The organism is Ramlibacter sp. (assembly GCF_036383835.1).
Lineage (GTDB): Bacteria > Pseudomonadota > Gammaproteobacteria > Burkholderiales > Burkholderiaceae_C > Ramlibacter.
The window spans coordinates 1-21,627 of record NZ_DASVNN010000144.1 but is presented as its reverse complement, the minus strand read 5'-3'; the positions used below and the strand labels follow the sequence as shown (position 1 = coordinate 21,627).

General features: G+C 68.7%; 21 protein-coding genes and 1 other RNA gene. 5 read left to right on the top strand and 17 right to left on the bottom strand.

The window, feature by feature from the left end; translation table 11 throughout:
* Nucleotides 1-3 precede the first annotated feature (3 nt).
* From dksA to VF522_RS22400, 3 genes are all read right to left on the bottom strand, one after another.
* The gene (gene dksA, locus VF522_RS22410) at nt 4-1,029 is read right to left on the bottom strand and encodes an RNA polymerase-binding protein DksA (RefSeq protein WP_330910548.1); all 1,026 of its coding nucleotides are present in this window, start codon (nt 1,027-1,029) and stop codon (nt 4-6) included.
* A 299-nt stretch (nt 1,030-1,328) separates the two neighbouring features.
* Complete coding sequence (locus VF522_RS22405; protein ID WP_330910547.1) at nt 1,329-2,375, bottom strand: GTP-binding protein; 1,047 nt, start codon at nt 2,373-2,375, stop codon at nt 1,329-1,331.
* Nucleotides 2,376-2,413: 38 nt separating this feature from the next.
* Nucleotides 2,414-3,598 (bottom strand): class I SAM-dependent rRNA methyltransferase, encoded by a 1,185-nt coding sequence (locus VF522_RS22400; protein ID WP_330910546.1) that lies wholly within the window; start codon nt 3,596-3,598, stop codon nt 2,414-2,416.
* A 71-nt stretch (nt 3,599-3,669) separates the two neighbouring features.
* Here VF522_RS22400 and VF522_RS22395 point away from each other — a divergent pair, with 71 nt between their 5' ends.
* Nucleotides 3,670-5,415 (top strand): sensor domain-containing diguanylate cyclase, encoded by a 1,746-nt coding sequence (locus VF522_RS22395; protein WP_330910545.1) that lies wholly within the window; start codon nt 3,670-3,672, stop codon nt 5,413-5,415.
* 112 nt (nt 5,416-5,527) lie between these two features.
* Here the strand turns inward: VF522_RS22395 and VF522_RS22390 are convergent, their stop codons facing one another.
* From VF522_RS22390 to dapF, 3 genes are read right to left on the bottom strand one after another with little or no spacing between them, the layout of a single operon-like run.
* A complete protein-coding gene (locus VF522_RS22390; protein ID WP_330910544.1) occupies nt 5,528-6,454 on the bottom strand; it encodes a tyrosine recombinase XerC in 927 nt (308 codons plus the stop codon).
* A 2-nt stretch (nt 6,455-6,456) separates the two neighbouring features.
* On the bottom strand, nt 6,457-7,134 hold the full coding sequence (locus tag VF522_RS22385) for a DUF484 family protein (protein ID WP_330910543.1): 678 nt from the start codon (nt 7,132-7,134) through the stop codon (nt 6,457-6,459).
* An 18-nt stretch (nt 7,135-7,152) separates the two neighbouring features.
* Nucleotides 7,153-8,022: a diaminopimelate epimerase gene (gene dapF, locus VF522_RS22380; protein WP_330910542.1), complete on the bottom strand. Its 870-nt coding sequence runs from the start codon at nt 8,020-8,022 to the stop codon at nt 7,153-7,155.
* Nucleotides 8,023-8,133: 111 nt separating this feature from the next.
* Here dapF and VF522_RS22375 point away from each other — a divergent pair, with 111 nt between their 5' ends.
* The gene (locus VF522_RS22375; RefSeq protein WP_330910541.1) at nt 8,134-8,673 is read left to right on the top strand and encodes a carboxymuconolactone decarboxylase family protein; all 540 of its coding nucleotides are present in this window, start codon (nt 8,134-8,136) and stop codon (nt 8,671-8,673) included.
* A gap of 74 nt (nt 8,674-8,747) precedes the next feature.
* On the opposite strand, the gene VF522_RS22370 is transcribed toward VF522_RS22375, so the two are convergent.
* A complete protein-coding gene (locus VF522_RS22370) occupies nt 8,748-9,719 on the bottom strand; it encodes a tripartite tricarboxylate transporter substrate binding protein (RefSeq protein ID WP_330910540.1) in 972 nt (323 codons plus the stop codon).
* A gap of 28 nt (nt 9,720-9,747) precedes the next feature.
* Between VF522_RS22370 and VF522_RS22365 the strand changes: the two genes are divergently transcribed.
* From VF522_RS22365 to VF522_RS22355, 3 genes are read left to right on the top strand one after another with little or no spacing between them, the layout of a single operon-like run.
* On the top strand, nt 9,748-11,382 hold the full coding sequence (locus VF522_RS22365) for an MBL fold metallo-hydrolase (protein ID WP_330910539.1): 1,635 nt from the start codon (nt 9,748-9,750) through the stop codon (nt 11,380-11,382).
* Nucleotides 11,383-11,430: 48 nt separating this feature from the next.
* A complete protein-coding gene (locus VF522_RS22360; protein ID WP_330910538.1) occupies nt 11,431-12,642 on the top strand; it encodes a YjgN family protein in 1,212 nt (403 codons plus the stop codon).
* A gap of 1 nt (nt 12,643) precedes the next feature.
* Nucleotides 12,644-13,750: a M48 family metallopeptidase gene (locus tag VF522_RS22355; protein ID WP_330910537.1), complete on the top strand. Its 1,107-nt coding sequence runs from the start codon at nt 12,644-12,646 to the stop codon at nt 13,748-13,750.
* Nucleotides 13,751-13,756: 6 nt separating this feature from the next.
* Here the strand turns inward: VF522_RS22355 and rnpB are convergent.
* From rnpB to VF522_RS22305, 10 genes are all read right to left on the bottom strand, one after another.
* An RNA gene (gene rnpB, locus VF522_RS22350) (RNase P RNA component class A) lies at nt 13,757-14,122 on the bottom strand.
* Nucleotides 14,123-14,252: 130 nt separating this feature from the next.
* Complete coding sequence (gene htpX, locus VF522_RS22345) at nt 14,253-15,119, bottom strand: protease HtpX (RefSeq protein WP_330910536.1); 867 nt, start codon at nt 15,117-15,119, stop codon at nt 14,253-14,255.
* A gap of 69 nt (nt 15,120-15,188) precedes the next feature.
* A complete protein-coding gene (locus VF522_RS22340) occupies nt 15,189-15,962 on the bottom strand; it encodes a DUF3025 domain-containing protein (RefSeq protein ID WP_330910535.1) in 774 nt (257 codons plus the stop codon).
* The gene (locus tag VF522_RS22335; protein WP_330910534.1) at nt 15,962-16,717 is read right to left on the bottom strand and encodes an NYN domain-containing protein; all 756 of its coding nucleotides are present in this window, start codon (nt 16,715-16,717) and stop codon (nt 15,962-15,964) included. The genes VF522_RS22340 and VF522_RS22335 overlap by 1 nt, the downstream gene beginning before the upstream one ends.
* The gene (gene pyrC, locus VF522_RS22330) at nt 16,714-17,751 is read right to left on the bottom strand and encodes a dihydroorotase (protein WP_330910533.1); all 1,038 of its coding nucleotides are present in this window, start codon (nt 17,749-17,751) and stop codon (nt 16,714-16,716) included. Before pyrC ends, VF522_RS22335 begins: the two co-directional genes overlap by 4 nt.
* A gap of 126 nt (nt 17,752-17,877) precedes the next feature.
* Nucleotides 17,878-18,615 carry an amino acid ABC transporter ATP-binding protein gene (locus VF522_RS22325; RefSeq protein WP_330910582.1) on the bottom strand — a complete coding sequence of 246 codons (738 nt, stop codon included), beginning with the start codon at nt 18,613-18,615 and terminating at the stop codon, nt 17,878-17,880.
* A gap of 34 nt (nt 18,616-18,649) precedes the next feature.
* Nucleotides 18,650-19,318, bottom strand: coding sequence for an amino acid ABC transporter permease (locus VF522_RS22320; protein WP_330910532.1), 669 nt, complete (start codon nt 19,316-19,318; stop codon nt 18,650-18,652).
* 1 nt (nt 19,319) lies between these two features.
* Entirely contained in the window at nt 19,320-20,081 is a 762-nt protein-coding gene (locus VF522_RS22315) for an amino acid ABC transporter permease (RefSeq protein WP_330910531.1), read from the bottom strand.
* A 67-nt stretch (nt 20,082-20,148) separates the two neighbouring features.
* Entirely contained in the window at nt 20,149-21,033 is an 885-nt protein-coding gene (locus VF522_RS22310; RefSeq protein WP_330910530.1) for an amino acid ABC transporter substrate-binding protein, read from the bottom strand.
* 163 nt (nt 21,034-21,196) lie between these two features.
* Nucleotides 21,197-21,627: LysR substrate-binding domain-containing protein (locus tag VF522_RS22305; protein ID WP_330910529.1), on the bottom strand; the 431-nt coding region annotated here is incomplete at its 5' end.

Here is a 21,627-nt window from a genome sequence, read left to right as displayed (position 1 = left end):
GCGTCAGTCGCCGAACATCTTCTGTTTGAGCTCGCGGCGCTGCTGCGCCTCCAGCGACAGGGTCGCCGTGGGACGCGCGAGCAGGCGGCCGACGCCGATCGGCTCGCCGGTCTCGTCGCAGTAGCCGTAGTCGCCCGCGTCGATGCGCGCGATCGACTGCTCGATCTTCTTCAGCAGCTTGCGCTCGCGGTCGCGGGTGCGCAGTTCCAGCGCGTGCTCCTCCTCGATCGTCGCGCGGTCGGCGGGATCGGGAACGATCACGGTGTCCTCGCGCAGGTGCTCGGTGGTCTCGCCGGCGCTGTTGAGGATGTCCTGCTTGAGCTGCTCGAGCTTGCGCCGGAAGAACGCCAGCTGCTTCTCGTTCATGTATTCCGCATCCGGCATGGCCAGGACTTCTTCGTCCGAAAGCTCCTCGGCGGTCTTCGTCTTCCAGTTGTTCGCCAACTTGGGGTCCTTCTTCACGGCCACGACGGGCGGGGGCGGCAGTACGGATTGGGTTGCCATGGGGATATAGGTTGCCTTGGCGGCAGCAGGCATCGCCGGTGCGGGCAGGGGCTGCGGCTGCGCCGCCCGCGGTGCTGGCGGGAGGGGCGCGGGCCGTGGAGCCGGTTTCGCTGCGGCGGAAGCGGGTGCCGGAGTGGGTGGGGACGCCTTGGCCGGTACGGCGGGAGCCGTGCTGGCCTTGGCAGGAATCTTCTTGGCGGCGGCGACGACGGCCTTGGCGCCGGTCGCGACCGCCTTGGCGACGGCGCCGACGACCTTGCCGGCCGCGGACTTGGCCGCCAGGGGCGCCGCCTTGACGGCCTTCGCCGCCTTGGCCGGAACGCTCTTGACGGGAGTCTTCTTCGCCGGTGCCTTGGCCGCGGTCTTCGCGGCGGGCTTGCTGGTCTTCGCTACGGGTTTGGTGGTCTTCGCAGGAGCTTTCTTCGCCGGCGCCTTCGCCTTGGCGGCGGGCTTGGTGGCCTTGGCCGCGGGTTTTTTCACCGCAGGCTTCTTGGTTTTGGTGGCGGCCTTGGGCTGAGCCTTCACTTCCCGTCTCCTCGCATCATCGGCGCGGGCGCCCTGCGGGTGCATCCCCGCGAGAGTACCTTTTGTTGTAGCTGAAGCGCCGTCATGACCGCGATTTATACCCTGAGTTAAGGGCTGTGCACGACCGTGGACCTCCTTTTCGTTGGAACGCGCCGTCCAAGCCCTGCTAATGGCGGACTCCGTCAGTTGCGGAAGCGAGACAGACATGGCGGGCCGGCGGCATGCGGTGGAAGGGGAAAGTGCGCCAGCGTACTCCCGGGCCCGAAGCGCGGCGCTTCAGAAGGCGCCGCGGCGGGACGTCAGACAAGGCACTGCTCGAGGCCCTGCAAAAAGATGTCCTTCGGCAGGTCGATCCCGATGAACACCATCTTGGACAGCCGCTGCTCCCCCTCGGCCCACTGCGGCCCGAGGTCGCTCCCCATCAGCTGGTGCACGCCCTGGAAGATCACCTTGCGCTCGGTGCCCTTCATGTTCAGGACGCCCTTGTAGCGCAGCATGCGGGGGCCGTAGATGTTCACGATCGCGCCCAGGAAGTCCTCCAGCTTCATCGGGTCGAACGGGCGCTCGGAGCGGAACACGAAGCTCTTCACGTCGTCGTCGTGGGCGTGGTGGTGCGGGTGGTCGCAGTGCTCGCCATGCTCATGGTCATGGTCATGGTCATGGTCGTGGTGCTCGTGCTCGTGCCCGTCTTCCTTGAGGAAGTCCGGGTCGATGTCCAGCTTGGCGTTCAGGTTGAAGCCCCGCAGGTCGAACACTTCCTGGATCGCCACGTCGCCGAAGTGCACCGCGCGCTGCGGCGCCCGCGGATTCATGTGCTTCAGGCGGTGGATCAGCGCGTCGACCTCGTCCTTCTCCACCAGGTCGGTCTTGCTGATGAAGATCTGGTCGGCGAAGCCCACCTGCCGCCGAGCCTCCTGGCGGTCATCGAGCTGCTGGTCGGCGTGCTTGGCATCCACCAGCGTCAGGATGGAATCCAGCAGGTAACTTTCGGCAATTTCGTCGTCCATGAAGAAGGTCTGGGCGACGGGGCCGGGGTCGGCCAGGCCGGTGGTCTCGATGACGACGCGATCGAAATCGAGCAGGCCCTTGCGCTTCTTGGCGGCCAGCAATTGCAGCGTGGAGCGCAGGTCCTCGCGGATCGTGCAGCAGATGCAGCCGTTGCTCATCTGGACGATCTGCTCCTGGGTCTCGGTGACCAGGATCTCGTTGTCGATGTTCTCCTCGCCGAACTCGTTCTCGATCACGGCGATCTTCTCGCCGTGCGCTTCGCCCAGCACGCGCTTGAGCAGGGTCGTCTTGCCGGAACCGAGGAAGCCGGTGAGGATCGTGGCGGGGATGAGGCTCATGTTCAAAACTCCAGGGGGACGGTGAGTGTAGTGAGGCTTCAGCCCTTGCGCAGGACCACCAGCCCTTTCAGGTACTCGCCTTCCGGAAATGCGAGCGTCATCGGATGGTCCGGCGCCGCGCCCATGCGGTCGGCGATGTAGCCGTCCACGCCCGAATCGGTGCCGGCCGAGGCCACGATCTTGTGGAACAGGTCGGCCGAGATGCCGCCGGAGCAGGAATAGGTGAACAGCACGCCGCCGGGCGCCAGCAGCTTGAGCCCCAGCCGGTTGATGTCCTTGTAGGCGCGCGCGGCCTTTTCGGCGTGCGCCACGGTGGGCGCCAGCTTGGGCGGATCCAGCACGATCGCGTCGAACTGGCGGCCCGCCTCGATGAAGCGTCGCAGGCTGGCATTGACGTCGGCATCGAGGAATTCCGCGCGGCCCGCATCGAAGCCGTTCAGGGCCACGTTGGCGCGCGCGCGCTCCAGCGCCGGCGCCGAGGAATCGATGGAGGTCACCTCCTGCGCCCCGCCCGCCAGCGCGGCCACCGTGAAGCCGCCGGTATAGCAGTAGCAATTGAGCACGCGGCGCGCGCCGAGGCGCCGGACCCAGTCCGCGAAGCGGGCGCGGCTCTCGCGCTGGTCCAGGTAGAAGCCGGTCTTGTGGCCGGTGGCGACGTCGAGCGCGAACTTCCAGTCGTGCTCCGCGATGGCGAGCTCGGTGGCGCCTTCGCCCCGCAGCCAGCCCGTGACTTCGGGCAGCCCCTCCAGCGAACGGGCATTCGCGTCCGAGCGCTCGTACAGGCGCTCCAGGCCGGTCAGCTCGATCAGGGCATCGGCGATGGTTTTTTTCCAACGCTCGGATCCCGCGGAGAGGAACTGCGCCACGAGGGTATTCCCGTAACGATCGACCACCAGGCCGGGCAGCCCGTCGGACTCGCCATGCACCAGGCGCACGCCGTCGCTCGGGACCTTCAGGCGGGCGCGCATCTGCACGGCCTCCTGCAGCCGCGCCCGGACGAAGGCCGGATCGATGCGATCCCCCTCGTCGAAGCTCCAGGCGCGGGCCCGGATCTTGGATGCGGGACTGAACGCCGCCCAGGCCAGGAAACGGCCGTCGTGGCTTTCCACACGGACGGTTTCGCCCGGATCGGCACCGCCCTTGTGCACGGCCGAATCGAATACCCAGGGGTGGCGGCGCAACAACGAACGTTCGCGGCCTTCCCGTAAGCGGATCACTTTCATGGGACCCTATTGTCCGCGCTCGCATTCCCCGTAAAAATGTGCAACAGGACAAAGTCGTCAAGGAGACACCCATGGGGCGGTTCGCCCGGGGCCGCTGGCTGGCGGCAACGCTGCTGTTCCTGGCGACCCTGCTCGCCGGGCCGGCGGCGCTTGCCCGGAGCAGCCTGAACTTCGACGACGTCCGCAGGGACGTGATGCTCCGCGACTCCGGCGACGCCTGGGTGGACGACAGCGGCAAGCTCGGCATCGAGGAGGTGACCGGCAGCGCGGAGGTCCGCTGGCATGTCACGGCCGACGACAACATCTACAAGCTGGACAAGGGACAGGCCCTCTGGGTCCGCTTCACGGTGCCGGTGACGCCGAACACCGAACGCTGGTACCTCGAGATCCCCTACCCCGGGGTGGACCGCGTGACCATGTTCGTGCAGGGATCGGACGGCAAGTGGATCACCCGGCAGGCCGGCGACAACGTCGCCGTCTCCGACTGGCCCTTCCCGCACCGCCACCCGATCATGCCGCTGCTGGTGTCGCCCAACCAGGCGCGGGTGCACTACCTGCGGATCCAGAACGGCACGATCTTCGGCGCGCCGCTGCAGTTCGTGAGCGACAGCTACCTGGCCCGCCACGAGCAGGGCATCTCGCTGGCGCTGGGCATCTACTTCGGCCTGGTGGTGCTGACGGTCATGCTGTCGGCCGCCGGCGCGATCACCCTCAAGGACCAGGGCTACACGCTCTACGCGCTGTCCTGCATCTTCGTCGCGCTGACGCAGGCGACGATGACCGGCCTGGCCGGCCTGCACCTGTGGGGCGACTGGCCCTGGTTCAACAACGTGGCGCCGCAGATCATGCCGCTGTTCGGCGTGGCCTCGCTGCAGCTGTTCTTCGCCGAGGTGGTGTCGCTGCGGGAACGCTCGCGCATCCTGTACCGCGCCCTGGTGGCGGTCGCCTTCTGCAGCCTCCCGCTGGCGGCCTACATCATGTTCACGCCCGACGTGATGCAGCGGCTGTTCATCATCGTCGGCTACATCATGGGCTTCACCCTGTTCGGCCTGGGCATGGTGGTGTGGGCGGCTTCGCGCGGCGACCGCTACGCCCCCTGGCTGCTGGTGGGGTCCTCGCCGGTGGCCGTCGGCGCGCTGTTCCCGATGGCGCGCGCGGCCGGCCTGATCCCGATCAGCTTCTGGACCACGCACGGCATGCAGGTGGCCATCGCGCTGGAGCTGCCGATCCTGCTGATCGTGCTGGTGATGCGCAGCCAGCACCGCCGCGAGCACCAGCGCCGGATCCAGGGGCTGGACCGCATCGACCCCGCCACCGGCCTGATCAACGCCGCCGTGTTCCACGAACGCCTGGTGCGCCTGATCGCGCGCTCGCAGCGGCTGAAGTTCCGCAGCGCCATGCTGCTGGTGGACATCGGCAACATCGAGCAGATCCGCCGCCAGTTCGACTCCGACTCCGCCCGCGAACTCACGCTGCGCGTGGCCGGCCGCCTGCTGTCGGTGGCGCGCGAGATCGACACCGTGGCGCGGCTGTCGGAGCACCGCTTCGGCATCCTGCTCGAAGGCCCGCTGCATGCGGACGAAGTCGCCGAGGCCGGGCCGCGCATCGTGGCGCGCTGCCTGATGCCCTTCAAGGGCCGGCCGCTGGAATGGTCCGCGCACGTGCGGGTGGCGCAGGCGCTGATCCCCATGGACGGCACCGATCCCGCGCAACTGATCGGCCGCCTCGAGATGCTGCTCGCCAGCGCGCCGCCCGACAGCCGCCGCGCGGTGTTCATGCTGTCGAAGGCGAGCATGCCGGCGGCGCTCACGGGCTGACGCCCGATCGTCATTCCCGCGCAGGCGGGGACCCAGGGCATTCAGGCTGCGCGCGCAGCGCGCAGTTCAACACGGGAGCCCTGGATTCCCGCCTGCGCGGGAATGACGAGCGTTATTTCCTCTTCGCCCGCGGATGCGCCGCGTCGTACGCCTTCGCCAGGTGCTGGAAATCCAGCCGCGTGTAGACCTGCGTCGTGCCGATGTTCGCGTGTCCCAGCAGCTCCTGCACCGCCCGCAGGTCCCCGCTCGACTGCAGCACATGGCTCGCGAAGGAATGCCGCAGCATGTGCGGGTGCACCGGCGTGGCGAGTCCCGCCTTCAGGCTCCGCTGCTTCAACCGCTGCCAGATCGCCTGCGCGCTCAGGCGCGAGCCATGCCGGCCGACGAACAGTGCCGGCTGCTCGCCCTTCAAGCCGCCGCCGCGCAGGTCCAGCCAGTGCCGCAGCGACGCGATCGCCTTGCGGCCCACCGGCACCGTGCGGCGCTTGCTGCCCTTGCCCAGCACGTGGGCCTCGCCGGCCTGCAGGTCGATCCAGCCTTTCGCGCTGCCGCTCGCCTGGGCATCCAGCCCCACCAGCTCGCCGACGCGCAGTCCGCAGCCATAGAGCAGTTCGACGATCGCCGCGTCCCGCGCTTCCAGCCACGGATCGGCCTCGTCCTCGCTGAATTCGGCGAACTGCACCGCGTCGTCGACGCTGAGCGCCTTGGGCAAGGGCTTCGCCACCTTGGGCGCGCGCACGTCCTGCACCGGATTGCTGGTGACGCGGCCTTCGCGGCCCAGCCAGGCATAGAAGCCGCGCCAGCCGGAAAGGATCAGCGCGATGCCGCGCCCGCTGCGGCCGCCGCCGTGCATCTGCGCCACCCAGCGCCGCACGTGCGCGTTCTGCACCCGCAGCAGCGGCACGGCAGCCGTCTGCGCGTTCTCCAGCAGTTTCTGCAGGTCGAGCGCGTAGAGCTCCACCGTGCGCTGCGCCAGCCGCTTCTCGACGCGGACGTGTTCGAGGTAGCGCTCGACCAGCCCGGCGTCTTCGGCTTGCATCGTCAGCGCGGGCGGAGGCGGGACAGCGCGGCGCTGGCCAGTTCGGCGATGCGCTCGAGGAAGTCGGTGGCCAGGCCCGACTCGAAGCGTTGCGGGTCCGGCGAGGCCAGCACCAGCATGCCGAAGGCCGGGCCGGCGCCGTTGATGGCGCCCGCCCGCAGCGGGATCAGCGCGATCGACATCGCGGTGTCCGGATCGTCCAGCCATCGCACCGCCTCGATCCCGGAGTTCACGCCGGTGTAGGGCTGCGTCAGCGACGAGGCGAAGCTCCTGGCGTCCTCGCTCACGCCTTGCGCGAAGGGTTCGCCCGCGTAGCGCTCGTCCACCTCCCAGACCTTCAGCGCCACCTGCGGCACCATGAACTGGCTCTGCAGCTCCGACACCAGCGTGGCCGGCAGCGCGCGGGTGGACTGCACCAGCAGCACGGTGCGCGCCCAGCGGTGGATGCGGTCCGAGATGATCATGTTCTCGTTGCCGTGCCGCACCATGTCCATGATGCGGTGCTCCAGCGACTTGATCTTCTCGCGCAGCATTTCGGCCTGCCGCTCCTGCAGGCTCACCGCGCGGTTGCCGTGCGGGCTGGTGAGCTGCACGGTGGCAAGCAGCTGCGCGTGGCGCTCGAAGAAGTCCGGGCTGTTCACCAGGAAGTTGGCGATGTCGTCTTCCGTGATCGGGGTCATGGGGGTGTTTGGAGTCATTCAGTCCTGCAATTCGATCTCGCCTTCGAAGACCGTCACGGCCGGTCCCGTCATGAGCACCGGCGCGTTGCCGCCCGCCCATTCGATGGTCAGCACGCCGCCGTGCGTCTCGACGTCGACTTTCGCGTCCAGCCGTCCCAGGCGGATGCCCGCGACCACCGCGGCGCACGCACCGGTGCCGCAGGCGAGCGTCTCGCCGGCGCCGCGTTCCCACACGCGCAGGCGGATGCGGCCGCGGTCCACCACCTGCATGAAGCCGGCGTTGACGCGGTTCGGGAAGCGCAGGTGGTGCTCGATCAGCGGGCCCTGGGTCCTCACGGGCGCGCGGTCGACGTCGGCGACCACCTGCACCGCGTGCGGGTTGCCCATGGACACCACCGCCACCGACACCAGCGTTTCCTCGGCGTCGACATCGAGCGCCAGGCGCCATGTCTGCCAGCCGCCGTCCTTGTGCGGGCTCAGGCCACTCGCGTCGAAGGGGATGGACTGCAATTCGAACACCGGCGGGCCCATGTCCACCGTCACGCGGCCGTCGCGGTTCAGGCGCGGCTCGATCACGCCGGAGAGCGTCTTCACGCGGATGCGCTCGCTGCGCGCCAGGCCCTTGTCGGCCACGTAGCGGGCGAAGCAGCGCGCGCCGTTGCCGCACTGCTCCACCTCGCCGCCGTCGGCGTTATGGATCACGTATTCGAAGTCGACGCCCGCCTCGGGCGAGGGGCGCACCGAGAGGACCTGGTCCGCGCCGACGCCGAAATGGCGGTCGGCGAGCCGCCGGTACTGCTGCGGCGTGAGGTTCAGGCGCTGGCGGGTTTCGTCGAGCACGACGAAATCGTTGCCCGCGCCTTGCATCTTGGTGAAGCGGATGCGCATGGGCGCATTATCCGCGCAGGCGGCGCCGCGACCACACCTTCGTTGCGTCGGCGCACGGCGCGCGCGGGCCTTATGCTCCGGGCTGGAGACAAACCCAGCGAGACCACCTTCATGCGCATCCCCGACTGGACCCCCGACCGCAAGCCGCAGCCGCAGGACCTGGTGCAGGCCATCCTGGAGCGCCGCGGCGGCGAACTGCTCAATCTCGACCGCGCCCTGCTCTGGAGCGAGCCGCTCGCCCGCGGCTGGAACACCTACCTCAAGGCGGTGCGCACCGGCCTGGGCGCGAGCCGGCGCCTGCGCGAGATCGGCATCTGCACGGTGGCGCTGCTCACGGGCGCGCACTACGAGTACCACCACCATGCGCCGGACTTCCTCGCCGCCGGCGGACAGCAGGCGTCGCTGGAGGCGCTGCAGGCCTTCGTGAACGATGGCGCGAAAGGCGAACCGCAAGGGCTTCCGGACGACGAAGCGCTGGTCACCCGCTACGCGGCGCAGATGACGCGCAACGTGAAGGTCGACGATGCGCTCTTCGCGCAGATGCGGCAGCGCTTCGAGACCACCGAGCTGGTGGAGATCACGGCGGCGATCGCGACGTACAACATGGTCGCGCGGTTCCTTCTCGCATTGGGCGTGACGCCCGAAAAATAACGTCATCCCCGCGGAGGCGGGGATCCAGGGCGTCCGGAAGCCCTGGGCCCCCGCCTGCGCGGGGGTGACGACATTCAGTCCGCCTTGATGTTGTTGTCCTTCACGACCACCGCCCACGTGTCGATCTGGTGGTCGATGAAGGACCTCGCCGCGTCCGGCGCACCGCCCACCACGGTCATGCCCTGCCCCGCCAACCGGGAGGCGATCTCCGGCACCTTGAGCGCCTTGTTGATCTCGTCGTTCATGCGCCGCACGATCTCCGGCGGCGTCTTCGCCGAGGCGAGGACGCCCCACCACGCCGGTGCGTCGAAGCCGGGGTAGCCGCTCTCGGCCACCGTCGGCACGTCGGGCAGTTCGGGCGAGCGCCGGCTGGTGGTCACCGCCAGCGGACGCAGCCGCTTGCTCTCGATGTGCGGCTTGGTCACGAAGATCGACGCCACCGACAGCGGCACGTGCCCGGCGATCGCGTCCTGCATCAGCGGCCCGCCGCCCTTGTACGGCACGTGCGTCCACTCCAGCCCGCCGCTCTTCCCCAGCAGCGCCATCGCGAGATGGCCCAGGCTGCCCGAGCCCACGCTGCCGTAGCTCACGTTCTTCTTCGCCTTCGCCGCTGCCACCACGTCGGCGAAAGTCTTGAACTCGGAGCCCGCGGGCGTCGCCACCACCATCGGCGCCGTCCCCAGCAGGATCACCGGCGCCAGGTCCTTGCGCGTGTCGAAGGGCAGGTTCGGGATCAGGCTCGGGTTCACCCCGTGCGTGTCGAACACCACCGCGAAGGTGTAGCCGTCGCCGGGACCGGTCGCGACCGAGGCCGTGCCGATGGAGCCCGAGGCGCCGGCCTTGTTCTCCACGATCACGTTCTGTCCCAGTTGCTGCGACAGCTGCGGCGCGAGGATGCGCGCCACCTGGTCGACCGAGCCCCCGGGCGGGAACACCGCCACCAGCTTGATCGGCTGGCGCTTCGGCCAGTCACCGGCCTGCGCGAAGGCAGGTGCCGCGGCACAGAGGGCGAGGCCCAGCGCAAGGAGGCTTCTGCGGGTCTTCATGGCGGTTCCCCATGCTGTAATGGCCGGCATGGTACGAGCCAGCCAGCTTCTGCACCCTCAGCGAGAACCCGCAGTCCCGCGCCCGGCCGCCACCGTGCTGCTGCTGCGCGACGGCAGCGGCGGGCTGGAAGTGCTCATGACGCGCCGCTCGGCCACCGCCAGCTTCGCGCCGGGCGCCTACGTGTTCCCGGGCGGCGCGATCGACGCCGCCGATGCGCAGGCGCATGAGATCGCCGCGCGCCGCCCCACGCAGAAGGACGAGCCCCTCACGCAGGCGATCGCCGCGATCCGCGAGAGCTTCGAGGAGCTGGGCGTGCTGCTGGCGCGGCATCGCGATGGCACGCCGGTCACTGGCGAGGACGTGCACGCGCTCGATCGCCACGCGCCCTTCGCCGCGCAATGCCGCGAGCGCGGCCTCATGCTCGCCGCCGACCAGGTCTTCGTGCTCGCCCACTGGATCACCGACCGCGACCTGCCGCGACGCTTCGACGTGCCCTTCCTCGTCGCGCGCATGCCGCAGGGCCAGTCGCCGGTCGCCGACGAGGCGGAGCAGTTCGAGCCGGTGTGGGTGCGCCCCGCCGATGCGCTGGCGCGGCACCAGGCCGGCCAGTTCTTCATGATCTTCCCCACCATCCGCACGCTGGAGCGGCTGGAGAAGTTCGAGACCGTGGACGCCGTGCTCGCCGCCTGCGCCACCGAGCAGCCGCTGTGGACCAGCTGTCCGCGCGCCGGCTTCCTGCAGGGTGCCGAGGCACGCTTCATGGAACACGAGATGCCCTACGGCGAGTTGGCGCTGGTGTGCCCCGACGGCCAGATGCTGCACCACCTGGACTGGCGCACCGACCAGCCCGTCGCCCTGCTGAAGAACGTGATGCGGTTGACGGCGCCGAACCCCGGCGTGATGACCGGCCCCGGCACCAACAGCTACATCGTCGGCGACCCGGACACCGGCTACATCGTGGTCGATCCGGGCCCGGACGAACCCGGGCACCAGCAGCGCCTGTGGCGCGCCGCCGGCGGCGACATCCGCCTGATCGTCTGCACCCACTCGCACGCGGACCATTCGCCCGGCGCGCGGCCGCTGCAGGCGCTGTGCAAGACGAAGCCGCCCATCCTGGGCCTGTCCTCCGCGCCGACGGCGCGCCCCGCGAGCGAGTTCACGCCCGATCGCGTGCTCGCCGACGGCGAAGTGCTCACGCTCACCGGCAACGGCACCACCCATCGCGTACAGGCGATCCACACGCCGGGCCACGCGGCCAACCACCTGTGCCTGGTGCTGCTGGAGGACGGCCTGCTGCTCTCCGGCGACCACGTGCTCAATGGCAGCACCACGGTCGTCGATCCGCCCGACGGCGACATGACGGCCTACCTCGAATCGCTGGACCGGCTCGCGGCCGCCTGCGACGAACACCGGATCGACTTCATCCTGCCCGCGCACGGCCACGTGCTGGGTTACCCGAAGAAGGCGATCGGGATGCTGAAGGCGCACCGCCTGCAGCGCGAGGCGCGCGTCGTGGCCGCCATGCGCGCGCGCCCCGGCGGCACGCTGGAAGACTGGGTGGAACTCGCCTACGCCGACGTGCCGCAGCGCTTGTGGCCGGTGGCCAAGCGCTCGCTGTTGGCGCACGTGCAACGCATCGAGGCCCTGCAACTGGCCGGCTGACGGCGGCGCCCGCTACACTGCCCGGCAGTTCTTGGAGGGGACAGGGCAATGGACCGAGCCGTGCGGGGCGCATACCCCGGCATCGAGGCCTATCCGCTGGAATTCAGCGGCAGCGGAGGCGAGTTCTTCCGCGTGTGGATCGTCAACGTGCTGCTGTCGGTGCTGACCTTCGGCCTCTACACGCCCTTCGCGCGCCGGCGCACCGCGCAGTACTTCTACGGCCACACGACGGTCGCGGACAGCCCGCTGGAGTTCGCGGCGCAGCAGCGCAAGATGGTGATGGGCTTCCTGCTCTTCGCGGCGCTGTACATCGCCTTCAAGGTGGCGGCCGAGACCGGCCAGGACACGACGGTCAGCCTCATGCTGCTCGCAGGTGCAGCGTTCGCGCCGTACTTCTGGGGCAATGCGATGCGCTTCCGCCTGAATGCCACGCGCTGGCGCGGGGTGCGGCTGCAGTTCACGGCGACCTGGCCCGAGGTCTATTTCGCGAGCTGGCCCCTGTTCCTGGCGGCCTTGGCCTGGGCCATCGCTGCCGCCGTCATCGATGCGCACGTCTCGCCGGACATGACTCCCGCGCAGTTCAAGGCCGCGATCGGGCCGTCGCTGACGGCGATCGGCACGGCGCTGCTGGTCACCGTGGGCTGCCTGATGCGCCTGGAGTTCAACTACAAGAGCCTCCTGGTCGCGAAGGCCCGCATCGGCGGGCAGGCGGGCCGCTGGAAACCGGTATTCGGGGACTTCGTGCGGATCTGGCTGGCCACCGTCGGGGTGTTTCTCGGGTCCGTGCTCCTGGTGGTCGTCCTGCTCATGGCGGTCACGGGAGGCATGACCGCCCTGCTGCCCGGCGGGCCGGATGGGCCGCGGCGCGCGGGCCTGCTCATGTTGCTCCTGGCGATCGCCCTGTTCGCCGCCGCCGTGTTCCTGCTGTTCCTCGCTTCGGGGCCCGCCCGTGCCTACCGGGAGGCGCGCATCTTCCGGCTGGTCTGGAACAACACCGGCGTGAGCCACATCGCACGCTTCAAGTCCGACCTGCGCGTGGGGCGCTACGTGCTGCTCCGCGTCAAGAACATCTTCCTCACGCTGCTCACGCTGGGCTTTTACCGGCCGTTCGCGATGGTGAGCGAGTACCGCATGAAGCTGGATTCCGTCACGCTGCACGTGAAGGGCGGACTCGACCAGCTCGCCGGCCAGCTCGCGCGCGAGGAGCACGGCCTGGGCGACGCTCTGGCCGACGCCGTCGGCCTGGACCTCGTCGGCTGACATGGCGGCGAGCTTTCGCGCCGCCTGGTTCGACGGCCGCTCCAGCCGCGGCCGCGAGGTGCGCGTCGCGCTGGAGCCGGGTCCGCGCGGCCCGTCGCTGGTGCTGCAGCCGCTCGATGGCGGCGAGCGGCTGGTGCTCACGCACGGCGAGGTCGCCTGGCCGGAAGCCTGGAGCGCGCGCCGCATGCCGCGCAAGGTGATGGTGGACCTCGGCTCGCACGGCAGCCTGCAGGTGGACGACGTCGCCGGCTGGCATGCGGCGGCGCAGGAAGCCGGACGCAGCGTGCCGCTCGCGCAGCGCATGCAGACCCGCTGGACGGCGTTGCTGGCCGTCTTCCTGATGGCGATTGCGGCGATCGGCGCCTTCTACCGTTGGGGCACGCCCTGGGCCGCCACGCAGCTCACGCGGCAGGTGCCCCTGGACTGGGAGACCGGCCTGTCGGAACGCGCGCTGCGCGACCTGGATGCGGCCTGGCTGAAACCGAGCAAGGTGCCGGCGGAGCGGCAGGCCGCGCTGCGCGCGCGCTTCGACGCGCTGGCCGCGCAGGTCGCGCCGGAGCTGCGGCGCTATCCCGGCTACGCACCGCGGCTCACGCTGCAATTCCGCTCGGGACTCGGGCCGAATGCCTTCGCGCTGCCGGGCGGGACCATCGTCATGACCGACGACATGGTCGCGGCCTCGGCCAAGCAGAACCTGCCGGACGACGCCCTGGTGGGCGTGCTCGCGCACGAGATCGGCCACGTGATGCACCGGCACACCACCCGCATGATCGTGGAACAGGGCGTGCTGAACGTGGGATTGGGGCTGGCGCTGGGCGACGTGTCGACGGTGGTGTCGATGGCCGGTTCGGCGCTCACCGGCCTCGCCTACCGCCGCGGCCACGAGACCGAAGCCGACTGCTTCGCCGCCGCCCTGATGCGCCGCGCCGGCCTGCCGGTCGCGCCGATGACGGACCTGCTGCTGGGCATCGAAGGCGAACGCGGCGGCCGCAAGACGGCGGCGGCGCCGGACGAAAGCGGCAACTGGACGAACATCCTGAGCAGCCATCCCGAGACGCCGCAGCGGGCGCGGGATTTGAAGGACGGGCACGTTGCAACGTGCCGTTGAAGAAAAGTGTGAAGTTCGCCGATACGCCGGATCTTGTGCACGTGGTTGCCCACGTGTGACCGCCATTCTTCTGGGCCGGGACTCACGCCACCGGCTCGATGCTACCTACCCGCCAGCTCCGCGGGACCACGTCAACGCTGGCCTATTTGGTATTGCTGCGCGTAGAGATTGCCCGTTTCACCCCTCTGACACCGCCCTCGTAGAGGGCTTTGCGGCGGCTTTCGCCGCCGCGACGTCAGAGGACTCGTCTCTGTTGCTCTAATCCTCACCTCGCGGTGGACAGGTGTTACCTGCTACGCTGCCCTGTGCAGTCCGGACGTTCCTCCAGTGCGGCCTTTCGGCACTTGCACCAGCGGCGGCCTGGCGAGCTTCACGGGGGGATTATCTCCCGGCTTGCGCGTCATTCCCGCGGAGGCGGGAATCCAGGGCATCCAAAAGCAAAGTGCCCGCTGACGCGGGCACTTCCAAACGCTCTCGGTCCCCGCCTGCGCGGGGATGACGATCAACCCTGCTGCAGCGCCGCGATCCGCTCCTCGATCGGCGGGTGCGTCGAGAACAGCTTGCCCACGCCCGACGTGATGCCCATGGACTGCAGGCCCTTGGGCAGTTCGCCGGGAACCATGCCGCCCAGGCGGGCCAGCGCGTTGATCATCGGCTGCTTGCGGCCCATCAGCGTCGCGGAACCGCGGTCGGCGCGGAATTCGCGCTGGCGCGAAAACCAGGCCACGATGATCGCCGCCAGGAAACCGAGCAGGATGTCCAGCACGATGGTGGTCACGTAGTAGCCGATGCCCGGGCCGGAGCGCTGCTCGCCGCGCTGCAGGAAACCGTCGACCACGTAGCCGATCACGCGCGAGAGGAACACGACGAAGGTGTTCATCACGCCCTGGATCAGCGTCATCGTGACCATGTCGCCGTTGGCGACGTGCGCGACCTCGTGGCCGATCACGGCCTCGACTTCCTCGCGCGTCATGCCTTGCAGCAGGCCGGTGGACACCGCCACCAGCGCGTTGTTCTTGAAGGCGCCGGTGGCGAACGCGTTCGGCTCGCCCTGGAAGACGCCGACTTCGGGCATGCCGATGTTGGCCTGCTGGGCGAAGCGCTGCACGGTGTTGACGATCCAGGCCTCGTCGGGGCCTTCGTTGCCGGTGATCACCTGGACGCCGGAGCTCCACTTGGCGATCGTCTTGGACATCAGCAGCGAGATGATCGCGCCGCCGAAGCCCATGATGGCCGCGAAAGCGAGCAGCGCGCCGAGGTTGAGGCCATTCGCCGTGAGATAGCGGTCGACGCCCAGCAGCCGGGACACCATGCCCAGGACCAGGACCACCGCCAGGTTGGTTGCGACGAACAGAAGGATGCGTTTCATTGCCAGGTAGCTCCGAAGGGTGGAAGGGATGCACCCTCGCGCGCCAGATGAGGCTGGCCGAGCCCGAAATCAAGAGCGCGCAGGGCCCGCAAGTTTTGTCGTTGTAGTGGGTTCTGCCGTCTTGCGTGGACGAAATACGTGGGAGTCATCATAAAAGGAAAAGTTCTCGTTGGCGGGCCACCAGCCGGGGACGCCGAGGACCGGCAGCGGCGTGAAAGGCTTGGTGGCCAGCGCTTCGGCGGTGCAGCGGGCGGCCAGCCAGGCATCCGCTTCCGCTCCTGAATCAAGAGCAGTGGACCCGCACCAGACATGGGCGGTCAGCCCTTTTCGCGGTACGGCAAGCTGCTCCAGCAAGGCGTGGCCGAAGATCCGGAGACGAGCCTCGGCCCACAGCGGCCGCAGATCCACGAACAGCCGCCGCCACTGCCGCGCGCGCAGCGCCTCCCACAGCGGGTCGGGCGCCGACAACAGCGCCCCGTTTTCGTCGAACACCGTGATGGCGTCGCGCACCGGCCCGCGCCGGACACCGATGCCGTCGCGGGCGATTTCCTGCGCCTGCATGCGGTTCAACGCAGCTTTTGCCCGGGGGAAGCGATGCCACACCAGCCCGTTGAAGAAATCGTGCAGGCCGGGGCGGACCGGGCACTGGCGGTTGCCGAAGATGAACTGCTCGTAGGCGGCGCCTGCGGGAAGCGCCTCCTGCGGCACGAAGCGCACCGGCGCGGGCGCCTGCGCATTCAGCGCGTCGTGCAGCGGCACGCCGGATTCCGCGCCCGTGGCGACGCCTTCGCCCGGATCGCGCCAGGGCGCGTACCAGGGCTGCGTCCAGTCGATCGCCGGCATCAGGCCTTGCCGCGGCGCGCGCGCTTCTCCCGCAGCGAGACCTGCGAAGTCCCCTCGTCCACGAGTTCGAAAAGGTCGGTGGCGGCCAGCAGCTTGGTGAGGGTGGAGTAACCGTAGTTGCGGTGGTCGAACGACGCCTGGTTGCCGATCTGCTGCCGGACGCTGCTCACGCGGGACCAGCCTTCGTCGTCCGCGGCGCCGCGCACCGCATTGCGCAGCAAGGCGACCAGCTTCTGGTCCTGCCGCAGCTCGGAGGGCGTGCGCCGCAGCCGCTGCGCACGATCCGGGTCGCCGGCTTCGCTGTCGAAGTCGGCCGCCTCCTCGCGCAATTCGTCGAGGAACAGGAAGCGCGAGCAGGCATTCACGAAAGGCTCCGGCGTCTTGCGCGCGCCGAAGCCGTAGACCGCGGCGCCCTTGGCGCGCAGGTGCATCACCAGCGGCGTGAAGTCGGCGTCCGAGGACACGATGCCGAAGGCGTCCGGCCGGTCGGTGTACAGCAGGTCGAGGGCGTCGATCACCATCGCCATGTCGCTGGCGTTCTTGCCCTTGCTGTAGTCGAACTGCTGCATCGGCCGGATCGCATGCTCGTGCAGCTGCTCTTCCCAGCCCTTGAGCTCGTTCTTCTTCCAGTTGCCGTAGGCCCGCCGCACGTTCGTTTCGCCGAACGTCGACAGCTCGTTGAGGATCAGGGCGATCTTGGCGGAGGGCGAATTGTCGGCGTCGATCAGCAGCGCGACCCGCGGTTTTCCGTTCACGCCACCACCCGCCACGACAGCGTCTCGCCCCCGCGCAGCGGCTTCAGCTCCGCTTCGCCGAAGGGCACCTTCTCCGGCAGCCGCCAGTCTTCCTTTTTCAGCGTCAGCTTGCCGGCGTTGCGCGGCAGGCCGTAGAAGTCGGCGCCGTGGAGGCTGGCGAAACCTTCCAGCTGGTCCAGCGCGCCGGCGCCGTCGAAGGCCTCGGCATAGAGCTCCATCGCCGACAGCGCGGTGTAGCAGCCGGCGCAGCCCAGGGCATGCTCCTTCAGCACCGCCGGATGCGGCGCGCTGTCGGTGCCCAGGAAGAACTTCGGGCTGCCGCTGGTGGCGGCTTCCACCAGCGCCTGGCGGTGCACCTCGCGCTTGAGCACGGGCAGGCAGTAGTAGTGCGGCCGGATGCCGCCGGTGAAGATCGCGTTGCGGTTGTACAGCAGGTGGTGCGCGGTGATGGTGCCGGCGGTGAAGCGGTCGGCGTCGCGCACGTACTGCACCGCTTCCTTCGTCGTCATGTGCTCGACGACGATCTTCAGCTCCGGGAAGTCGCGGCGCAGCGGCTTCAGTTGCGTCTCGAGGAACACCGCCTCGCGATCGAAGATGTCGACGTTCGGGTCGGTCACCTCGCCGTGCACCAGCAGCAGCATGCCGGCGCGCTGCATCGCCTCCAGCGTCTTGTAGGCCTTGCGGATGTCGGTGACGCCGGCGTCGCTGTTGGTGGTGGCGCCCGCGGGATAGAGCTTCACGGCCACCACGCCGGCGCGGCGCGCCAGCACGATCTCGTCCGGCGCCAGGTTGTCGGTGAGGTACAGCGACATCAGCGGCTCGAAGTCCACGCCCTGCGGCACGGCGGCCAGGATGCGCTCGCGGTACGCAGCCGCGGCGGCGGCCGTGGTCACCGGCGGCCGGAGGTTGGGCATGATCAGCGCGCGGCCGAACTGCGCCGCCGAATGCGGCACCACGGACGCCAATGCCGCGCCGTCGCGCACGTGCAGGTGCCAGTCGTCGGGGCGGGTGATGGTGAGGGTCGTCTGGGACATGCCGCGATTGTCCCACCACGCTCCGTCATCCCCGCGCAGGCGGGGATCCAGAGCGTCCAAGGAAAAAGGCGGCCACTGGCCGCCTTCTTCAATGCCCTGGGCCCCCGCCTCCGCGGGGGTGACGAGTCAATGGCTGAGGATCTTCGACAGGAAATCCTTCGTCCGCGGCTGCCGTGCGTCCGGATCGCCGAAGAACTCTTCCTTGGAGCAATCCTCCAGGATGTGGCCGCCGACGTCGATGAAGATCACGCGGTTGGCCACCTTGCGGGCGAAGCCCATCTCGTGCGTGACCACCATCATGGTCATGCCTTCCTTGGCCAGGCCCACCATCACGTCCAGCACCTCGCCCACCATCTCGGGGTCGAGCGCGGACGTCGGCTCGTCGAACAGCATCACGATCGGGTCCATCGACAACGCGCGGGCGATCGCCACGCGCTGCTGCTGGCCGCCGGAGAGCTGGCCGGGGAACTTGTCCTTGTGCGCCATCAGGCCCACGCGATCGAGCATCTTGAGGCCGCGAGCCTGCGCTTCGTCCTTGCTGCGTCCGAGCACCTTGATCTGCGCGATGGTGAGGTTCTCCGTCACCGACAGGTGCGGGAACAGCTCGAAGTGCTGGAACACCATGCCCACGCGGCTGCGCAGCTTGGGCAGGTTGGTCTTGCCGTCGTTGACCTGCACGCCGTCGACGTAGATTTCGCCCTTCTGGATCGGCTCCAGGCCGTTGACGGTCTTGATCAGGGTGGACTTGCCGGAGCCCGAAGGCCCGCACACGACCACCACGTCGCCCTTGTTGATCTGCACGGAGCAGTCGTGCAGCACCTGCACCGGGCCGTACCACTTGGACACGTTGCGCAGGTCGATCATGGGTTTGTCGCTCATGGCGGATCCCTTCTTGTTCTCAGCGGATGATGGCGATCTTCTTCTGGATGCGCTTGACGATCCAGGACAGCGAGAAGCAGATCACGAAATAGAAGATGGCGGCGAGGATGTAGGCCTCGCGCGGATGGCTCAGGTTGCTGCCGGCGACGGAGAAGCCGTGCAGCATGTCGTGCGCCGTGATGATGTAGACCAGCGAGGTGTCCTGGAACAGGATGATGGTCTGCGTCAGGAACACCGGGATCATGTTGCGGAAGGCCTGCGGCAGGATCACCAGCCGCATGTTCTGCCCGTAGCTCATGCCGAGCGCCTGGCCGGCGAACACCTGGCCGCGCGCGATCGACTGGATGCCGGCGCGCACGATCTCGGAGAAGTACGCCGCCTCGAAGGCGATGAAGGTGATCACCGCCGTCATCTCGGCGCCGATCGGCCGGCCGATGATGAAGGGCACCAGCAGGAAGAACCAGAGCAGCACCATCAGCAGCGGAATGGAGCGCATGCCGTTCACGTACGTCGCGGCGATCCATTCCAGCGGCTTGGCGCCCGACAGGCGCATCAGCGCCAGCGCGGTGCCGAACACGATGCCGCCGAAGGTGGCCACCGCCGTCAGCGCGAAGCTGAAGTACATCCCGTTCAGGATGTACGAACGGAACACCTCGCCGGTGAAGAAGGAAAAGTCGAGGCCCAGCATCTCAGTGGCCTCCGCCGGTGCTCGCCACGAAGCCCGGCACGCGCACCCGCTTCTCGATGAAGGCCATGACGCGGTTGATGGTCAGGGCCGACACGACGTACAGCGCCGTCACCGCCATGTAGACCTCGATGCCGCGCGACGTTTCCTCGCCCACCTGCTGCGCGAAGAAGGTCAGCTCGGTGATCGACACCGCGAAGGCCACCGAGGAGTTCTTGAAGATGTTCATCGCCTCGCTGGTGAGCGGGGGGATGATGATGCGGTACGCCATGGGCAGCAGCACGTAGCGGTAGTACTGCGGCGTCGTGAAGCCCATGGCCATGCCGGCGTAGCGCTGCCCGCGCGGCAGCGCCTGGATGCCCGCCCGCACCTGTTCGGCGATGCGCGCGGACGTGAAGAGGCCGAGCCCCGCGACCACCAGGGCCAGCTTGGGCGTGTCGGCGAAGGCCGGGAACAGCACCGGCACCACGTGGTACCAGAGGAAGATCTGCACCAGCAGCGGAATGTTGCGGAACAGCTCCACCCACCAGTTGCCGAAGCGCGTGAGCCACGGGCTGTCGGGCAGCGTGCGGATGGTGCCGATGATGGAGCCGACGACCAGCGCCACCACCAGCGACAGGGCCGCGACCAGCACGGTCTGGCCCCAGGCGGAAATCAGCCAGTCCAGGTAGGTCTGGGTGCCGGTGGCGCCACCGGTTCCGAAGCAGCCCGCCACGGGGGTCCGCTCGATCGTGTCCTGACAGAAGATCGCCCACTCGAGCGCCATCGTTTCTCCTCGCCTCCTGGAAAAAAGCCGGCCGCGCCCACGCGCGGCCGGCACCGGATGCTTCGCCTTACTGGTTGAAGGCTTCGGCCGGCTTGTTGTTGGGCGACTTGACCAGTTCGGTCAGGATCTTGCCCATCGGCAGGTTCACCGCCACGTTCTTCGGCGGGATCGGCTGCAGGAACCACTTGGTGTACAGCAGCTTCAGCTCGCCGTCCTTCATGGCCTTCTTGATGTAGTCGTCCACCGCGCCCTTGAACTTCGGGTCGTCCTTGCGGACCATGATCGCGATCGGCTCGACGTTGAGCGTCTCGCCCACGATCTTGAAGCCCTTGGGGTTCTGCGAACCGGCGATCAGGCCCGCCAGGATGTTGTCGTCCATCACGAAGGCGTCGGCGCGGCCGGACTCCAGCAGCAGGAAGCTGTCGCCGTGGTCCTTGCCGTAGACCTCCTTGAACTGGATGCCTTGCGCGCGCTTGTTCTTGCGCAGCAGGGCGACCGAGGTGGTGCCGGTGGTGGTGGCGACGGTCTTGCCGGTGAGGTCGGCGACGGACTTGACCTTGGAGTCGGCCTTCACCGCGGTGCGCACTTCGGTCACGTAGGTGGTGAGCGCGAAGGCGACGTCCTTCTGGCGGGTCTCGTTGTTGGTGGTGGAGCCGCACTCGATGTCGACGGTGCCGTTCTGCACCAGCGGGATCCGGTTGGCGGAAGTCACCGGCACGTATTCGACCGGCACGCCCGGCAGCACCGACTTCAGGATGCGCTGGCACAGCTCCACGTGGTAGCCGGCGAACTGGCCGCCGCCCAGGGTGTACGACAGCGGGGCGGACGTCTCGCGCACGCCCATCACGACCTTGCCCGCGGCCTTGGCCTTGGCCATCGTGTCGTTCGCCTGGGCGAAAGCGCCCGCGGCAGTGGCCGTCAGGGCGAGGGCCAGCACGAATTTCTTGTTCATCAGAATCTCCTGTTGTGAAGCGCGTTGAAACAAAGCAAAACCGAAATTCTAGGCGGGACCGCGCCCTGGATGCCCCGCCCGACGCGCCCGGAAGCTTACGGCCTGCCAGGAACAGCGGTAAGCAGGGTTTGTGCCCGGTGGCATGCCACCCCGTCCCGGGTCGTCAGCTTTGTGGAAGCGTCCCTGCGCCTTCGCCGGCGAGAAAGGTCCACAGCGCCTGCGCCGTGCCCTTGGGCGAATGCCTGGCGGACGGCCGTTCGCGGTAGGCGCGCACTTCCATGGCGATCTCCAGGTCGCGCAGCTCCGCCGGCGCGGCGGACACCAGCTTGCGCGCCCGCAATTCCTTGCGCACCGCGCTGTGCGGCAGGAAGGCGACGCCGTGTCCTTCCAGCGCCATCACCTTCAGGCCTTCGGCCATGTCCGTTTCGTAGACGCGGTCGAGGTGGATGGCGGTGCCCGCCTGCTTGAGCAGGAGGTCGGTCACGCGACCGAGGTAGGCCCCCGGCGCGTAACCCAGGTAGGGCAGCGGATGCGAAGGCCGCCCCGGCAGCCGGAACACGGGCTCGCCCTGCGCATCGGGCTTGCAATAGGGCG

Bases quoted from the DNA above. Each gene is read 5' to 3' on its own strand.
- VF522_RS22405 (WP_330910547.1), bottom strand. From the start codon at position 2,375: ATGAGCCTCATCCCCGCCACGATCCTCACCGGCTTCCTCGGTTCCGGC.
- VF522_RS22400 (WP_330910546.1), bottom strand. From the start codon at position 3,598: ATGAAAGTGATCCGCTTACGGGAAGGCCGCGAACGTTCGTTGTTGCGC.
- VF522_RS22395 (WP_330910545.1), top strand. From the start codon at position 3,670: ATGGGGCGGTTCGCCCGGGGCCGCTGGCTGGCGGCAACGCTGCTGTTC.
- VF522_RS22390 (WP_330910544.1), bottom strand. From the start codon at position 6,454: ATGCAAGCCGAAGACGCCGGGCTGGTCGAGCGCTACCTCGAACACGTC.
- VF522_RS22385 (WP_330910543.1), bottom strand. From the start codon at position 7,134: ATGACCCCGATCACGGAAGACGACATCGCCAACTTCCTGGTGAACAGC.
- dapF (WP_330910542.1), bottom strand. From the start codon at position 8,022: ATGCGCATCCGCTTCACCAAGATGCAAGGCGCGGGCAACGATTTCGTC.
- VF522_RS22375 (WP_330910541.1), top strand. From the start codon at position 8,134: ATGCGCATCCCCGACTGGACCCCCGACCGCAAGCCGCAGCCGCAGGAC.
- VF522_RS22370 (WP_330910540.1), bottom strand. From the start codon at position 9,719: ATGAAGACCCGCAGAAGCCTCCTTGCGCTGGGCCTCGCCCTCTGTGCC.
- VF522_RS22365 (WP_330910539.1), top strand. From the start codon at position 9,748: ATGGTACGAGCCAGCCAGCTTCTGCACCCTCAGCGAGAACCCGCAGTC.
- VF522_RS22360 (WP_330910538.1), top strand. From the start codon at position 11,431: ATGGACCGAGCCGTGCGGGGCGCATACCCCGGCATCGAGGCCTATCCG.
- VF522_RS22355 (WP_330910537.1), top strand. From the start codon at position 12,644: ATGGCGGCGAGCTTTCGCGCCGCCTGGTTCGACGGCCGCTCCAGCCGC.
- htpX (WP_330910536.1), bottom strand. From the start codon at position 15,119: ATGAAACGCATCCTTCTGTTCGTCGCAACCAACCTGGCGGTGGTCCTG.
- VF522_RS22340 (WP_330910535.1), bottom strand. From the start codon at position 15,962: ATGCCGGCGATCGACTGGACGCAGCCCTGGTACGCGCCCTGGCGCGAT.
- pyrC (WP_330910533.1), bottom strand. From the start codon at position 17,751: ATGTCCCAGACGACCCTCACCATCACCCGCCCCGACGACTGGCACCTG.
- VF522_RS22325 (WP_330910582.1), bottom strand. From the start codon at position 18,615: ATGATCGACCTGCGCAACGTGTCCAAGTGGTACGGCCCGGTGCAGGTG.
- VF522_RS22320 (WP_330910532.1), bottom strand. From the start codon at position 19,318: ATGCTGGGCCTCGACTTTTCCTTCTTCACCGGCGAGGTGTTCCGTTCG.
- VF522_RS22315 (WP_330910531.1), bottom strand. From the start codon at position 20,081: ATGGCGCTCGAGTGGGCGATCTTCTGTCAGGACACGATCGAGCGGACC.
- VF522_RS22310 (WP_330910530.1), bottom strand. From the start codon at position 21,033: ATGAACAAGAAATTCGTGCTGGCCCTCGCCCTGACGGCCACTGCCGCG.